11 protein-coding genes are annotated in these 15,439 nt (G+C 70.3%); 2 read left to right on the top strand and 9 right to left on the bottom strand.

The window, feature by feature from the left end; genetic code table 11:
- Positions 1 to 35 precede the first annotated feature (35 nt).
- From C8E87_RS10095 to C8E87_RS10075, 6 genes are all read right to left on the bottom strand, one after another.
- Positions 36 to 878, bottom strand: coding sequence for a GDSL-type esterase/lipase family protein (locus tag C8E87_RS10095; RefSeq protein WP_133872843.1), 843 nt, complete (start codon positions 876 to 878; stop codon positions 36 to 38).
- Positions 879 to 1,071: 193 nt separating this feature from the next.
- The gene (locus C8E87_RS10090; protein ID WP_239079975.1) at positions 1,072 to 1,380 is read right to left on the bottom strand and encodes a hypothetical protein; all 309 of its coding nucleotides are present in this window, start codon (positions 1,378 to 1,380) and stop codon (positions 1,072 to 1,074) included.
- Between the two features lie 69 nt (positions 1,381 to 1,449).
- Positions 1,450 to 2,196, bottom strand: a complete 747-nt coding sequence (locus tag C8E87_RS10085; RefSeq protein ID WP_133872842.1) for a cytochrome c oxidase assembly protein — start codon at positions 2,194 to 2,196, stop codon at positions 1,450 to 1,452.
- On the bottom strand, positions 2,193 to 2,636 hold the full coding sequence (locus tag C8E87_RS10080) for a DUF2243 domain-containing protein (protein ID WP_133872841.1): 444 nt from the start codon (positions 2,634 to 2,636) through the stop codon (positions 2,193 to 2,195). Before C8E87_RS10080 ends, C8E87_RS10085 begins: the two co-directional genes overlap by 4 nt.
- On the bottom strand, positions 2,623 to 2,772 hold the full coding sequence (locus C8E87_RS43590) for a hypothetical protein (protein ID WP_166661136.1): 150 nt from the start codon (positions 2,770 to 2,772) through the stop codon (positions 2,623 to 2,625). The genes C8E87_RS10080 and C8E87_RS43590 overlap by 14 nt, the downstream gene beginning before the upstream one ends.
- A 299-nt stretch (positions 2,773 to 3,071) precedes the next feature.
- Entirely contained in the window at positions 3,072 to 6,407 is a 3,336-nt protein-coding gene (locus tag C8E87_RS10075) for a CARDB domain-containing protein (protein WP_133872840.1), read from the bottom strand.
- Between the two features lie 345 nt (positions 6,408 to 6,752).
- Between C8E87_RS10075 and C8E87_RS10070 the strand changes: the two genes are divergently transcribed.
- Together C8E87_RS10070 and C8E87_RS10065 are read left to right on the top strand one after the other, a co-directional pair.
- The gene (locus C8E87_RS10070; RefSeq protein WP_133872839.1) at positions 6,753 to 7,547 is read left to right on the top strand and encodes a helix-turn-helix domain-containing protein; all 795 of its coding nucleotides are present in this window, start codon (positions 6,753 to 6,755) and stop codon (positions 7,545 to 7,547) included.
- 45 nt (positions 7,548 to 7,592) lie between these two features.
- Positions 7,593 to 7,997: an SRPBCC family protein gene (locus C8E87_RS10065; RefSeq protein ID WP_166661135.1), complete on the top strand. Its 405-nt coding sequence runs from the start codon at positions 7,593 to 7,595 to the stop codon at positions 7,995 to 7,997.
- On the opposite strand, the gene C8E87_RS10060 is transcribed toward C8E87_RS10065, so the two are convergent.
- The 3 genes from C8E87_RS10060 to C8E87_RS10050 are packed head-to-tail and all read right to left on the bottom strand — an operon-like array spanning position 7,972 to position 15,379.
- Positions 7,972 to 12,804, bottom strand: a complete 4,833-nt coding sequence (locus C8E87_RS10060) for a DNA repair ATPase (RefSeq protein ID WP_133872837.1) — start codon at positions 12,802 to 12,804, stop codon at positions 7,972 to 7,974. The genes C8E87_RS10065 and C8E87_RS10060 overlap by 26 nt on opposite strands.
- On the bottom strand, positions 12,801 to 14,798 hold the full coding sequence (locus tag C8E87_RS10055) for an SPFH domain-containing protein (RefSeq protein WP_133872836.1): 1,998 nt from the start codon (positions 14,796 to 14,798) through the stop codon (positions 12,801 to 12,803). The genes C8E87_RS10060 and C8E87_RS10055 overlap by 4 nt, the downstream gene beginning before the upstream one ends.
- Positions 14,798 to 15,379: a hypothetical protein gene (locus C8E87_RS10050; RefSeq protein ID WP_133872835.1), complete on the bottom strand. Its 582-nt coding sequence runs from the start codon at positions 15,377 to 15,379 to the stop codon at positions 14,798 to 14,800. The genes C8E87_RS10055 and C8E87_RS10050 overlap by 1 nt, the downstream gene beginning before the upstream one ends.
- Positions 15,380 to 15,439 lie beyond the last annotated feature (60 nt).

Here is a 15,439-nt window from a genome sequence, read left to right as displayed (position 1 = left end):
TCTATGTCGGCGCCGGGGCGGTAAAGGGTTGCAGACTATTTGAATCCGTACGTCAGGTCAGCCAGTTCGGCCTGGCCTTCCGCGTCCGGGTGGAAGAAGTCGACCTGGTTGACGAGGTCGAGGCTGAAACCGGCCTCGTGCACGTCGTCGTCCCAGCGGCACCGGCTGCCGTACTTCGCGCACGCCTCGGCCAGCTCGTCGTTGTAGTCGTTGATCCGGGCCCGCACGTCCCGCCGCCGCTTGTTGTCGGCGTCGTCGGTCGAGGTCGGGTCGGCCAGCATCGACTGGCAGGTGTCGAACCGCTGCCACGCCCGCACCGCGCGATCGTTCTTGCGGCCCTGCTGCCACAGCCGGTACACGTCCGGGATGCCGACGACCAGCACGTCCGCCTTGGGCAGGCCCTTCTTGAGCCGGTTCAGCCCCCGGTCGACGCGGCTGCGGAACGTGCTCACCGAAGTCATCGCGGCGGTCGACCCCGCGCAGGCGTCGTTGGCCCCGATCAGGATCGTCACGTACTGGGCCTTCATGTCGATCGCCTGCGCCACCTGCCCGGGCAGATCGCCGGCCCTGGCTCCCGGCCGCGCGAAGTTGCGCGCCTTCGCCCTGATCCGCGGGTTCTTCGCCAGGATCCGCCGGTAATGGCTGTCCACCGCGTCGGCCGTGCCCGTCGCCCACGAGTTGCGCCCGCACACCAGGAACGCCCCGCAGCTGCCGAAACCCGCCGTGATCGAGTCGCCGAGCGCCGCCATCGACGACGGATACCCCTTGGGCGGCGCCCCCGTCGGCTCCGATCCTCCCGCGCCACCCGCGCCCGCCTCACAGGCCAGCGCGAAAACCGCCATAACCCCGAACGCGCCCACATGCCAGCGGCGAGCCATCAACCCTCCAGAGTGACGCAAGGCAACCACTCCGGCACGATATGTCATCGGCGCAACCCGTGACAGACCACCCCACAAGCCATCCCGTACGCCTCGTCACCTCCCACAGAAGCAACGCCGGAACTCGCCGCCCCTCGCGACCCAGGCGGGCCGCAAGGCCGTAACGCGGGCTCCGGCCGTGGCGGGTGGTCACTCAGGCGCGCGCGAGGTCTTCCCGCAAGACGTTCAGGGTGACCGTGGCGGGTTCGCCCTCGACCGACTCGGCGATCTCGTCACCGGCCGCGTAGACGTCGTTGGAGAGCAGTCCCGTGCCGTCGATGCGCAGGTACCCGGCCGCCATCAGGTGCTCGGCGACCCCGGCCGGCAGGTCGGGCCGCACATCCGTCCCCGGCATCTGCACGGCCGTCACGGTGCCGACCTCCTCCCCGGCCGAGTCGGCAACGGTCATGCCCACGTTCACCCGGGCGATCGGCAACGGCTGCGTCGGAGTCTCAGGCTGCATGATCGTCGAATTCCCCGTCCGAGCCGGCGAAAACGTCCGCGAACCGGTCACCAATCGAACGCCGCGCGATCAGGCGGAGGACTTGGCGGTGACCGGGGAGTTGTGGCACGCGGCCGGGGCGGGGCTGGGCGGCAGGCGCCACGCCCGGGTGGGGGAGGGGAACAGCTCGCGGCAGAGCAGCACGATGACGGCCAGGTGCAGCAGGTCGCCGCCGTAGTACATGAGCTGGGCGGCCTGCTCGGCTTCGGCGGCGGGTACTCCCGGTGGCGGGTGGCCGTACAGATGCTTGGCGAGGATGCCGTGGACCGCGATGAAGGCGATCAGCACGGCCGACCGGACGGCCGGGCCGGGGCGGTGCGGGGCGGGGTCGCGGCCGACGGCGGCGGCGGTGAAGAGGTAGCCGGTGAGCAGCAGGTGCAGGCCGACGAGGAAACCGCCCGAGTGCAGGCCGGTGGTGTAGAGAACGACGAGTCCGCCGGCGTCGAGGACTCCCGCCGTCACGGGATGGGTCAGCACGACGACCGGGCGGCTGCGCAGCGCCCGGGCCAGGCGGCGGGCTGCTCGTACGGGCAGGGCGCGCAATGCCAGCGTCACGGGCCGGGCGAGCACGAGCAGCAGCGGCGCGCCCATCCCGAGCACGAGGTGCCCGATCATGTGGTCGCGGAACGTGTGCGCGTGCCCCGGCACGGCCACGGCGGCGGCGATGCCCAGATACCAGGCGAGCGCCCGGCCCGGCGGCCAGTCCACGCCACGGCGGCGCAGCCGGAACACCGCCCCCGCGTAGACGAGGGCAGCAGCGATCAGCAGCGCGATCAAGCCGGTTCCGCGACGCGGTCGGTGCGCGAGCGGGCCAGCAGCACCACCCCGGCGACGATCAGCGCGACGGCGATGATGTTCCACGTCCAGTCGTACGGGGTGACGTCCACGTCGTAGCGGATCTGGTGCAGCCGCAGGAGCTTGTGCTGCACGGTCCCGTCGTAGAGCTGGAACACCCCGGCCGCCGTGAGCAACGCGCCCCACCAGCGCCGGGGCTGCCACGAGCCGGTCCGCCGCAGCGACGCCAGCAGGAACAGCGACGCCACCGCGGCGAAGAAGCTGACCGCGTGGAAGACGCCGTCGGAGACCAGCCCGACCGCGGGAGTCGACTTGTCGTAGAAGTGGTGCCAGTGCAGCAACTGGTGGAACACGGTCTCGTCGGCGAACGCCGCGACCCCCAGCCCGAGCAGCGCCCCCGAGACGGTGTTACTCGGCCTCACGGTCGTCACCCGACGGGAAGCGCTCCGGGTCCGGCTCCGACGGTGGCCGCCGGCTCGCCTGGACCTCGGTGGGGGTCAGCGGGCTGCCCGCACCCTCTTCGGCAGCGCCCCGGTCGATCTCGTGCTCGTCGGTCATGAGAGTCCTTCCGTCCGTTCACCCTGGACGGCGCGGTTACCCCGGGATCGCCCGGACAAACGGCATCCACCGTCGGCCTCGCCGCTGAACACACCGCCCGAGCCGAGCCGTGGAGCGGGCGGGACCGCGTCGAGCGCAACCACCCGCCACGGCCGGAGCCCGCGCTACGCGGCGTGACCACCGACCGGGCCGCGAGGAACCCCCGGTTCGGCGCCGGTGCGGTGGTGGGAGGTGACGAGGCGTACGTGTGAATTGGCGGTGTCCGGCCCGGGAGCCGAACACCGCCGATGTCACGGAAATCAGTTGATGCGGAATTGCGAGCCCGGCTGGATGACGACATCGCCGTCGGCCGAGTTCGTGATGTTCACGTTGGTGAGGACGGCGTTGCCGCGGGCGCCGCTCATGGCGAGAATTCCCGCGCCGTTGTTGGACTTGTCGATGCGGACGTTGGTGATGGCGACGTTCGGCATGTTGCCGCCGCCGGTCTTGAACTGGATCCCGTCGTAGGTGGAGTCGAGGATCTCGGTGTCGCGGATCGTCACGCCGGTGATGTCCTTGCCCTGCGGGAAGAGAGTGATCGCCCCGAATTCCTGATCCTCGTTCCAGAACACGCCGCCGGCCCGGTAAAGGCCGTTGTTGGCGAGCAGCGTCGTCCCGCCGAACGGCAGCGGGTCGTGGTCGGTGGCCAGCATGATGCCCGGGTAGTTCATCGTGTCGTAGATCAGGTTGTTCTCGGCGGAATTGCCGGCGCCGCCGTAGATGGCGATGCCGTTGGCCCGCCACGGCAGTTGCACCGTGTTGTTGACGAAGTGGTTGTTGTTGGCGGAGTCGGCCGAGGCGTCGCGGACCCTCGGGTTCGCCCACACGGCCAGCGAGTCGTCACCGGTCGTGCGGAACGTCGAATTGAACACCCGCGAGTTGCGTGTGCCGTTGCTGAAGTTGATGCCGTCGGCGTACGTGTTCCGGATACGCATGCCGCTGAACTCGAGCCCGTCGCCCGGGTTCCAATAGGCGGGCGTGTCGGAGTAGTCGCGGCCGACCCAGGCGCCGACGTTGACGTGCTCGATCCACACGTTGCTGATTTTCGTGTTCTTGCCGAGCCGGCCGTTGATGCCGTGGCCGCGGTTCGCCCGGTTCGTGGTCATGCCGAAGACGGCCAGGTCGGAGATCTGCGTGTTGTCGTCGATGTCGAACCCGACGTTGCCCTCGTGCGGGTGGTTGATGTTGCCGGCGACGTTCTGCGGCTCGGTGTTCGTGGAGAGCTGCGTGTGCCACATGCCGGCGCCGCGGATGACCACGTTCCGGATGCCTTTCTGGTTCCACTGGCCCCGGTTCGGGTCGGGCGAGAGGATTTTCTGCTCCTGACGCCATTGCCCGGCCGGGATCCACACGCAGCTGATCACGCCGTTCTCGTCGTCGGTGACCGCGCGCTGAATGGCCGCCGTGTCGTCGATGCCGTCGTTCGGCGCCGCGCCGTAATTGGTGATGGACACGCAGCCGGCAGGCTGGTTGAGCGCCGGGGCCACTTGTTCCAGGTCGATCAGGTCGATGATGTAGAACGATGCCGAGTCGCCAGAGTCGCGCTGCAGCTTGAAGCGGGTGCCGGCCGGGTACGACTGGGACAGCAGCGCGTGCGACTCGTCGAACAATCGGCGCGCGTCCGCCGACGGCGTGTTCGAAAGCGACTCGGTGTCGTCGGTGGTGCCGTACAGCCAGCTGTTGCGCGACGAGAGTGTCAGTTTCTGCACGAACTGGTCGTTGGCGTACAGGCTGATCGTCGCGTTCTGGCCGCCGCCGTTCGGGGCGTCCGGGATCGAATTCCGAACGACGATCGAGTTGGCCTGGTTGACCGAGGTGAACTCGACGAACTGGCCGGTGCTGTTCAGGCGCACTGATTTGCGGCCCGACGACTCGGTGCCGAAGTTGGTGTGCCCGAAGGTGCGCAGCGGGTCCGCCTCGACCAGGGCGCCCTGATAGCGGGCGGCTTCGGCCTCATAGGACACGTACGGGGTGGCCGCGCCTCGCCCGACCACGATCGACTGCGTACGGGAATTGTTGTTCTCGTTGGTCTCGGCGATCACGTTGGTGGCGTCGGCGGTGGCGGTGACGGTCGCGCCGCCGCTGCTCGCCGTCCACGGACCGACGTTGACGGTGACCGTGGCGCCGGCCGCGATCGTGCCGGTGTTCGCGTTGAGCGTGGTGCTGCCGGCCGCCACCCGGGTCACGCTGGCCGCCGCGGCGCTGGTGCCCCGGTTGTTCACGGCGACCGCAAAGGTGACCGCCGTGCCGGCCGCGGGATTGGCCGGGTTCGGGGTGACGCTGAGAACCTGCAGGTCGGGGCCGGGCGCCTGAGCGACGACCAGGGGTGAGCCGGAAACCAGCGTGTTGTTCGCGTTGTCGGTCTCGGCCACGGTGTCCGCCGGGTCGACAACCGCGGACACCTGGTAGGAGCCCTGCGCCCGGCGGCCCGCGTTGACGGTGACGGTGGTCGAGGCGCCCGCGGCGAGCGCACCGACGTTCGCGCTGCCCACGGTGTTGCCGCCCAGCCGCACATCGACGGTGGTTGCCGCCGAGGCGACACTGCCGAGGTTGCGTACGGTGGCCGTCACCGTGATCGTCGAGGACTCGTCGGGTGTGGCGGGGCTCCAGGACAGGCCCGTCACGACCAGGTCCGGGTTCGGGGCCCACGATCCGAGCACCTGCAGCTCGGCGACCTGACCGCCGGGCGCGCCGGTGTTGCTGAAGAACTGCAGCTGCACGTCGGCGGCCCGGCCGGACACCGGGATGGTGACCGTGTTGCCGCTGCCGAACGCGTAGTCGGCGCGCGCCTTGAGCGAGGTGAACGTCGAGGCGCCCGACGCGCGGCCGAGCACCTGGATGCTCTGCGTGCGCGGACCCCACGCGGCGTCCGGGTTGAGCTTGACGACCACGCCGGTGACGGTGGCGTCGGAGCCGAGCTTGGCGGTCAGCGTGGCCGGGAAGCCGTTGGACTCCCAGTAGCTGGCGAGGTTGTTGTCGTTGGCGTTGGCGGCGACGAAGTTGAAGACGTTGCTGGACGCCTCCATCGTCTTGCCCGCGGCCAGGTTGACGCCGGTCGGCGGGTCGGGGTCCGGGTCGGGTTCCTGCCCGGCCACACCGTAGACCTCCAGCTCGGACAGCTGCCCGGCCGGCCAGCCGGTGTTCGCGGTGATGTTGACGCGGACATATCGGACGGTGGCGGCGGTGAAGTCGATGGTGACGGTGTTGCCGCTGCCCGGGTTGAAGGTGCGGCCGGCGCTCGCCGACAGCGTGCTCCAGCTGGAGTTGTTCGTGCTGCCCAGGACGCTGAGCGTCTGGGTGCGGGTGGCCCACTCGGCGGGCGGGGGCAGCTTCAGCTTGACCTGGTCGATGCTGACCGCGCTGCCCAGGTCGACCTGCACCCATTGGGGGAACGAGTTGTTCGGGCTCTCCCAGTAGGAGCTCGCGTTGCCGTCGGTGACGTTGCCGGCCCCGTACTGGCCGTTGCTGCCGCTCGCCGTGGCGGTCTTGCCCTGGGCCAGGTTGGGCCCGCCGGCGGCGTGCGCGGGGCCGGCGGAGATCCCGGCCGTGACCAGGGCGGTCGCCAGGATGCCGGTGACGAGTCTTCGTCCTCTCATGAAGTCCTCTTAGGTGTGCGCGTGTGGCCGCCGAGGTTCGGGGTCTCGACGGCCAACGGGGATGGGGGACTTCTGCCACAAAATTTCAACTTGTTGCCAAGTTTTTTCGTGGACAGGGATTCAAGGTTTCAGATTCATCACTGGGAAGTCAACGGGTGATGTCGCGGGATTTCGTTCACGACGGGGTACCAGGAGAGACATGGGCGCTGTTGCGGCCTTGTGCCTGATTCAGTTCGTCGTCGTGACGACGCTGCCCGCCGTGGCCGCCGCGGCGGTGCTCGGCCGGGTGCGCCCGGTGATGACATGATGCCGCGGTGAAACTGGGACGCGGCCGGGTTGGTGACCATGGAGTTCGTCTACGAGGAGCGGCGTCCTCCGAAGCTGGCGCGGTTCGTCGAGTCGATCTGGTTCGCCCGGGGACGGATCGACTATCGCCGGGAACGGATCGCGCCGACCGGGTCGACCGTGGCCGTGGTGGTGCTCGGTGATCCGATCCGGCTGGTAGCCGGGGACGGGCCGGAGTTCGTCGCGCGTGACGGGTTCCTGCTCGGGCCGCACGACCGTCCCGTCCTCAACGAGCCGCTCGGCGAGACACATTGCTACGGCATCGTGACGACGGCCATCGGGTGCCGGACGATTCTCGGCCTGCGGCCTGCCCCCGTACGGGGAAAGGTTGTGCCCTGGCCGGGGGCGGCCGAGTTGCGCCGTGAGCTGCAAGGGAACGGCTCGCTCGACACGGTCGAAAGGGCGCTGAAGCCCGGACCGCCGAGCCCCGCCCTGCTGCGATGCGAACGGGCCGTGCGAGCGCTCGAAGCCGATCCGTTACGCGCAATCGCGGCGCTGGCGCGGGAACTGGGCGTCTCGCACGGGCATCTCGACCGGGAGTTCACCGAGATCGTCGGCCTCACCCCGCGCGTGCTGTCGCGGATCCTCCGGTTGCGGGCGTTGCTGGCCGCGATCGACGTCTACGGGCCGGTGGACTGGCCGGGGCTGGCCGCAGCGTACGGGTGGTTCGACCAGAGCCACTTCATCCGCGACTTCCGCCGGCACACCGGGGTCACGCCCTCGGCCTACGCGAAGGCGCAGCGCGCCGCGTTCACCCCGGAGCAGGCGGCGCCGGGATTCACCCCGGAGATGTGAAATCCGTCCAATACCAGGCCGGCCCGGACGGGGACGCTGACCGCCGTGACCACTGCTTTCACCACCTCCGCGACCGTCGAGAGGCCGGCACCCGAGGTCTGGGCGCGGCTGACCGACTGGCCCGCCGCCCCCGCCTGGATGTCCGGTGTGGACAGCATCCGGGTGGCCGGGAACGAGCTGACCTTCCGGGCCCGCGGCCGGGACCGTACGGGCCGGATCGAGGTCGTCGAACCCGGCCGCACGGTCGTCGTGCGCTCGGCCCAAGGCGGGGTGACCGCGGCCTACACCTACACCTGCGAGCCGGAGGGCGACCGGACCCGGGTCACCCTGACCGCCGACTGCCGGGTCACCGGGCCTTGGCGTCCGTTCGCGGGACTGCTGCGGGCGGCGATCCGGCGGGCCGACGGCGGGCAGCCCGCAGCGTTCAAACGGGTGGTCGAGGGCCGCTGACCTCGCGGATGGCCGACTCGATTTCCCGTACGCGGTCGGCCAGCAGACCCACCGCGCCCACCGCTCGCACCATCGGGTCGTCGTCGGCGCCGCCCAGTGCCTGTTCGCGGCGGTACGCGGCCTTGACCTCCTCCCAGCGCGCGGCCTGCTCAGGGCTCAGCCGGCCGCGCAGCGACGCCAGCTTGAGCAGGTTCGCCTCGGCCCCGGCGGCCAGGGTCTGCGCCTCGCCCAGGTAGTGGTCGTCGATCACCGTTTCGAGCTCGTCGTCGTTCATCGCGGGCACGATGCGTTCGGCCAGCTTGTTCATGTTGCGGTACGAGCCCTGCAGGCGGAACGGCGGTTCGGTGCGCGCCGCGTCCGACTGCGCCGCCGAGGCGATGTAGGCCTGGTTGTTGCGCAGCACCACTCGCTGCGCCCGTTTCATCTTGCGCAGCACCGACAGCACCTGCTCCAGCTCCGCCGCCGAGTACGGGTACGACAACCTGTCCGCCCGTACGGAGTCGTCGCCGTCGGCCAGGCGCAGCAGCAACGGCAGGTCGGCCCGGTCGCGGGCGGCCAGCGGCGCCAGCGTGGTGTTCGAGGTGAGCGCGTTCTCCAGGTAGGACAGCTCGAACAGGTCCTCCCGGCCGGCCAGCACGTCACCCAGGTTCCACACGTCGGCCCGGTTGGCCAGCATGTCCGGCACCCGGAAACGGCGCCCGGTCTCGGTGTACGGGTTGCCGGCCATGCACACCGCGAACCGTTTGCCCCGCAGGTCGTACGTGCGGGTCCGCCCGTCCCAGACACCCTCCATGCGGCGCTGGGCGTCGCACAGCGAGATGAACTTCTGCAGCAGTTCCGGGTTGGTGTGCTGGATGTCGTCCAGGTAGAGCAGCACGTTGTTGCCCATCTGCAGGGCGAACGAGATCTTTTCGACCTCCTGCCGGGCGGTCGCGTCGGGCGCGTCGGCCGGGTCGAGCGACGTCACGCCGTGCCCCAGCGCCGGACCGTTGACCTTGACGAAGATCAGGCCGAGCCGGTCGGCCACGTACTCCATCAACGTGGTCTTGCCGTAGCCGGGCGGGGAGATCAGCAGCAGCAGGCCGGACTGGTCGGTGCGTTTGCCGTCGCCGGTCGCGCCCAGCTGGCGGGCCAGGTTGTCGCCGATCAGCGGCAGGTACACCTCGTCGAGCAGGCGGTTGCGCACGAACGCGGTCATCACCCGCGGCTTGAACTCGTCGAGCCGCAGCCTGTCCCGTTCGGCCGTGGCCAGGGCCGCCCGCTGCCTCTGGTAGGCGCGGTAGGCCGGCATCCGCTTCTCCCGCAGCTCACGGGTCCGCGTCAAAAGATCGTCCAGCCGTACGGTCAACGCGCCCTCGCTGATCCGCGGGTGCACGCCGAGCAGGCCGGTCACCGTCTCGGTCAGCGAGGCCGACACCTCGTACCGGGTGAGGTCGGTCAGCTCGACGGCCACAGCCTCGACCACGTCGGCCGGGTCGCCGGCGTCCGGTTTGGCGGCGCGGAAGGCGTTCAGCCACGCGTGCACCAACTGCCGGCGCGCGTCCAGGTCGCCTTCGAGCGCGCGCAGGTCGGCGGCGTACTGACGCCCGGCCGGTGACTGCGGCCCGCCCAGCTCGCGGTGGAAACGGTCGAGCAGGGTGCGGGCCCCGGCGCCGGTGGCGAACCCGTCCGGGGCGGCGGCCAGCTCCTCGGCCAGGTATTCGCCGCCCGGTCCGAGCTCGGCGCACAACTCGTCCCAGGCCGCGCCCGCCGAGCCGAACATCTCGCGCAACCGGGCGAGCGACGCCGCCCGCAGGGACCACTGCGCGCGTTGCCCGGGTGTAGTGCCGAAGGCCCAGAACAGCTGCGCCTCCGCCCGCACCTCGGGCTCGTAACGCAGCAGCCCGGCCCCGGTGTGCAGGCGGATCAACGCGGCCAGGATCAGCGCGGCGTCGGCGTCGTGCACCCCCCGCTCGTAGCCCTCGTCGTAGCGGGCCTCCGCGCCCCGGCGTACGAGATCGCGCAGGCTGTCGTCGGTGAGCGCCGCGACCGCCGCCGCGGGGTCGTCCGCGAAGACCGCCGCGGCCAGGTGCTCACCCCGATAGACGTGGGCGTCCTCGGAGACCAGCGGCTGCTCCCAGAACGTACGGGTGGACAGGAACCCCTCGTCACGGATCGGCCCGCGATAGTCGGTGCCGGTGATCGCGAACGCCAGCTCCCCGGCGTGCGGCACCAGGGTCAGGTCGATCGCGCTGGTGTTGACCGCGAACGAGTGCCGCCCCAGCCGGATGGTGCGGCCGCCGTCGGTGTAGAGGTCCTGCCGGTCACGCAGGCTCCGGCCCGCGTCCTGGCGGGCGGCCTTGAGCTGACCGTCCAGCTCCTCCGCCCGTACGGGGTCGCCGAGCGTACGCAGGTCACCCGTGATCGAACGCAGCTTGGCCACCATCGGGTCGGTGGCGAAGTACGTGTTGACCTGGTCGGTGTCGGTCAGCGTGCCGACCCGGCGGCGCACGGTGTCGAGGATGCGCCGGGCCGAGTCGGCCATCCGGTCGGCCCGGCGCGCCTGCTCGTCCAGCAAAGCCTGGCGGCGGCCGGAGATCGCCTCGTAGACCTCGGTGCGTTTGGTGGCGAGCTGCTCGGCGAAGTCGGCGAACTCGCCGAACCGGGTCTCCAGCGTCTCGATCTGCGCCATCAGCCGGGTCAGGTGCTCGTCGCAGCGTTCGGGGGTGTCGGCGGCCGCCAGCGCGCCGCTGACCGCCTGCCCGAACAGCGCGAACTCGGCGGCGAACTCGGCCCGGCCCTCCTGCGCGGCCAGTTCCCGGCGGCGGCCCTCGACGGTGGCGCGGGCCCGGTTGAGCCCGCCCAGCACGGTGCCGAGGCGTTCGAGGATGCCGACCCGTACGGTGGCGTCGGCGATGTCGAGACCGCCGACCACTTCGGTGACCGCCTGCAGACCGTCGAACTGCTCGGCTATGCGGGCCGTGACCGGCTCGGCCTCGGCCGTGGTGGCGATTGCGCCGGCCGACACGACCAGATCCTCCACCGTGGACTCGTAGTCGGCGAACGCGTCCGGCCGCTGCAGGTGCTCGACCGCGCGGCGGGCCGTCTCGTCGACCGCCGCCGACAGGTTGGCGTCCACGGCGTCGATGCGAGCACCGTCGGCGTAACGCATCTCGCGCAGCCCGGCCAGCCGTCCCTGCTCCTGGCGCAGCCCGCCGAGCTGGGCCACCCAGCCGCCGGTGGTGGTCGGGTTCTCGGCGCGGGCCTTGCCGATCAGCGAGGCGGCGTTGCTCTCGGCCGCGGTCACCGCGTCGGCCGCCTGCGCGGTCAGCACCTGCACCGACTCGAACTCGTCGAGCACCTGCTCGGCGGTGGCGCGCACCTCGGCCAGCGGCTCGCCCAGGTTCTCCAGCTCGGGGTCGCCCAGCCAGTGATAACTGTCCGCGACCCGGGCGCAGGCCGCGATGATCGCCTCGAAGACCGGCCCGGACGGGCTCATCTCCTCGACCATGCGGTCCACGGCGAGCGCGTCGGCAATTCCCCGTACGAGGTCCGCGTTGCCGATCCGGTCGAGCGGGCCGTCCCCGGCCGGTCGCGTGGCGGCGTGCGTGTCCGACTCGTACGGGGTCTGCCACACCTGCATCGGGTGCACGCGGGCCGGCTCGTCGGTGGTGGTGCGGAACACCACCAGGGTGCCGTCGTCGAACAGCGAGTAGCCGTTGCCGACGATCGGGGTGGCGACTTCCTTGCGGATCACGTTGTACGGCAGCAGCAGATAGCGGCCGGTGGTGCGGGCGTGGAAGACGTACAGCACGTCCTCGCCGTTGACCGAGTGGATCGCGCGCTCGAACTCGAGGTCGGTGGTGTCCGCGTCGAACGTCTTCGCGGCCCCGGTGGCCAGGTAGTAGCCGCCCGGGAAGATGACGCCCTGGTCGTCCGGCAGGCGGCGGCAGGCCTGCCCGATCCCGTCGAGGCGGCGCACGTCCTTGGTGCGGGTGTTGAAGACCAAGAAGCGGAAGACCGTTTCCTGGTACGGGAGGACGCGCAGCAGAATCAGGGGCCCGACCCGGGCGTACGAGATCCCCGCGTCGGCGAGGCTCTGCAGCGGCTCGTCGACCGGCTCGGAGAAGATCCCCTCGCCGTTCTCGGTGTTGTTCTCGACCTTGACCGTCAGCGAGCCGCCGACCGTCTCGACGAAGACCTGATCCTCGATCGACACGTGCGGGTGCCGGCCCAGCACGTGGTGCTCGCGGCCGGTGACGATCCACTCGAAGTCGTGCTGCGGCGGGAAGACGTGGTCACGCTCGCCGCGGTTGTCCACGTAGGACACGGAGCCGTCGGCGCCGACCCGCCAGCGCAGCACCTTGAGGTCGTCGCCGCGCGCGCCGGTCTGGAAGACGGCCAGCAGCAGGTTCTCGATCCGGCGCAGCTGCTGCAGCTTCGTCTGCTTGTAATAGCGGTACAGCTCGGCGAAGTCGCGTTCGAACGCCGGGTCGTCGAGCAGCCCGGGCAGCGTGGCCGGCTCGAAAGTCTTGCCGGTGAACCGGTGCACCGCGAACACGTCGGCGATCGACGTCTCGGTCTTGAGCCCGATGAACACGTTGTAGCCGAACAGCATGACGCCGCCGACCTGCGCGATGTCGCGCGGCACACAGTTGTTCTCGGTCCGGATCCGGTCGGTGTGCAGCAGCGTGGTCCCGCGCCCGCCGAACGTCTCGATCCGCCGGGCGTTCAGGGCCTCCGCGCGGCCGGCCAGTTCGCGCGCACGCGCCCCCAGCCGGCCGCGCAGCACCTCGTAGGTGCCGGCGTCAATGGTCTCCGCGGTCACCGGGCCGCCGGCACCTTGCCGTCGGCGATACCCATCTCCTGCGCGGCGGCCAGCAGCTCACGCAGCTTGCCGGCGTCCTTGCCGCCGTTCTTGATCTGCTGGGTGAGGAAGGCGGCCAGGCTGACGTTGGCCACGTCGGACGTCGACACCGAGCCGACCACGCGGCCCAGGTCGTCGGCGAAACTGGCCGTGCCGTCGAGGTAGCGGGCGCCGAGGCTCTGAGCCACCGTCGAGTTCTCGACGAAGCCGTCCACGCTCTTGCCCAGGGCGATCGAGCCGATCAGCTTGTCGAAGAACATCGAGTCGCCGCCGACGATGTCGATGTCGGCCTTCTCCAGCCCCGCCGAGAGCACCTTGGCCTGCGCCTCGGCCACCTCGCGGTGCACGGTGATGCCGGCCAGCCGGATCTCCTTCTCCATCTCCAGCCGCAGGCGGTACTCCTCGTGCTCGCGGGTGGCGTCGTCCAGGGCCGCCATCGCGCCCGCCTTGTCCTGCAGGCCCTCGGCCTCGCCCTTCAGTTTCTCGCGGATCGCCTCCGCGGCCACCAGCGCCTTCTCGCGCTCGACGGCAGCCTCGGCCCGGCCGGTCTTCTCGATCACCTCGGCATTGCGCTCGCGCACCTGCACGTCGGCCAGCCCGGCCGCGGCCGCCTCGGCCTGCGTGCCCTCGGCCAGCCGGATCTTCGAGCGGGCGTCGAGCTCGGCGGCTTGCTGACGCGCCTCGGCCAGCAGCACTTCCTCGCGGGCCTTGAACTTGGCCGCGGCCTCCGCCGCCTCGGCCGCCTTGATGTCCTTGACCAGGGACTCCTGCGCCTCGGCCTCGGCCTGGATGACGACGGCCTGGCGGGTGCGCTCGGCCTCCTCGACCGTACGCAGGCGCTTGATGTTCTCCTCCTGCTCGGCGACCGTCTTCTCGACCGCGATCCGCTCCCGGATCACCTCGGCCATGAGCCGCTTCTCCGCCTCGACCTCCTTGTCCTTCGAGATCGTGGACAGCTCGGTCTCGCGGTCGCGGCCGATCACCTCGAGCATGCGGTCCTTCTCGATGCGCTCGGTCTCGATGGCGATGACCCGCTCGCGGTTCTTCTCGGCCACCGCGATCTCGCGGCGCTTGTTCTCCTCCTGAACACCCAGCTGCTGGTCGGTCTTGAGCCGGGCGCCCTCGGCGCGCAGCCGCTCCTCGGCGTGGGCCAGGGCGATCTCGGCCTCCTCGCGGGCCCGCATGGTCTCGATCTCGCGGCGCTGCTTGATCTCCGCGTCGGCCTGCCGGCGCTCCAGCTCGAGGATCGCCTCCTTGGCGTCCACGTTCTGGCGGGTGATCTCCTTCTCCTCGTTGCGCCGGTAGTCGTTCGTGCGCACCGCCTCGATCGCGGTCAGCTCGGTGATCTTCCGGATGCCCTGCGCGTCGAGGATGTTCTTCGGGTCCATCGAGCCCAGCGGCGTCTGCTCGAGGAAGTCGATCGCCGCGTCCTCCAGGCTGTACCCGTTGAGGTCGGTGCCGATCACCTCGATGATCTGGTCGCGGAAGTCGTTGCGCCGGGTGTACAGGTCGACGAAGTCGAGCTGCTTGCCCACCGTCTTCAGCGCCTCGGAGAACTTGGCGTTGAACAGCTCCTGCAGCGTCGACTCGCTGCTGGCCCGGTCGGTGCCGATGGCCTGGGCCACCTTGATGACGTCCTCGGTGGTCTTGTTGACCCGCACGAAGAACGTGATCCGGATGTCCGCCCGGATGTTGTCCTTGCAGATCAGACCCTCACGCCCGGTCCGGGTGATCTCGATCGTCTTGACCGAGATGTCCATGATCTCGGCCTTGTGCAGCACCGGCAGCACGATCGCGCCGGTGAACGTCACGTCGACGCGGCGCACCTTCGACACGATCAGCGCCTTGCCCTGCTCGACCTTGCGGAACATGCGGCTGACGAAGAACAGCACACCGATGGCCACGAGCAGCACCACGGCTGCGAGCACACCGAACCCGGTGGAGACAACGTCCATCAATGACCCCTTGTTGCGATATCGGTGGGAACGACCCAGAAGAACTCGCCGTCCGGGTCGAAGTCGTAAAGAAGAGCCTCAGAACCGGCACGCAGATCGTCGTGGCCGGCCTGCCGTACCTGAACGATCGCCGACGACCCGTCCGGCGCGTGCACCTCGGCCTGGCCGAACGTGTCGGTCACCCGCCCGGTGCGGATGACGCAGGTGAGCCCCACGAAGTCGGCGCGGGAGGCGTCCGGCCCGTCCGGGAGCATCTTGCGCAGCGGAATCACCAGGATGCGGGTGAGCACCCAGGCCACGGCGACGGCGGCGAGCAGCACGGCCCAGAGGGGGATCGGCCCGTGGAACTCACCGCCGGCCAGGCTGGCGAACCAGGCGAACGCCACCAGCAACGACAGCGTGATGGGCGCCGGCACGCCACCCAGCCCGGCGAAGTCGAGCGGGCCACCGTCACCGGCCTCCGACCCCGCATCCGGGTCCGCGCCGCCCACGATGACAACAATCCAGAACCCGATGACCACGACGAGCAGGGGAGTGAGGAGAACGGTCGGGAAACTCAGCGCAGCGTCGACAAACCCCATGCTCCGGACCGTCCCCCGTCCCGTGGTCGTGAACCCATGGTGACAGCCGGTGTCCACCCC

It is taken from the genome of Paractinoplanes brasiliensis (genome assembly GCF_004362215.1).
GTDB lineage: Bacteria > Actinomycetota > Actinomycetes > Mycobacteriales > Micromonosporaceae > Actinoplanes > Actinoplanes brasiliensis.
This window is presented reverse-complemented; position numbering and strand designations above follow the sequence as displayed.

Coding starts and splice junctions, on each gene's coding strand:
- C8E87_RS10095 (WP_133872843.1), bottom strand. CDS start 878: ATGGCTCGCCGCTGGCATGTGGGCGCGTTCGGGGTTATGGCGGTTTTC.
- C8E87_RS10090 (WP_239079975.1), bottom strand. CDS start 1,380: ATGCAGCCTGAGACTCCGACGCAGCCGTTGCCGATCGCCCGGGTGAAC.
- C8E87_RS43590 (WP_166661136.1), bottom strand. CDS start 2,772: ATGACCGACGAGCACGAGATCGACCGGGGCGCTGCCGAAGAGGGTGCG.
- C8E87_RS10075 (WP_133872840.1), bottom strand. CDS start 6,407: ATGAGAGGACGAAGACTCGTCACCGGCATCCTGGCGACCGCCCTGGTC.
- C8E87_RS10070 (WP_133872839.1), top strand. CDS start 6,753: ATGGAGTTCGTCTACGAGGAGCGGCGTCCTCCGAAGCTGGCGCGGTTC.
- C8E87_RS10055 (WP_133872836.1), bottom strand. CDS start 14,798: ATGGACGTTGTCTCCACCGGGTTCGGTGTGCTCGCAGCCGTGGTGCTG.
- C8E87_RS10050 (WP_133872835.1), bottom strand. CDS start 15,379: ATGGGGTTTGTCGACGCTGCGCTGAGTTTCCCGACCGTTCTCCTCACT.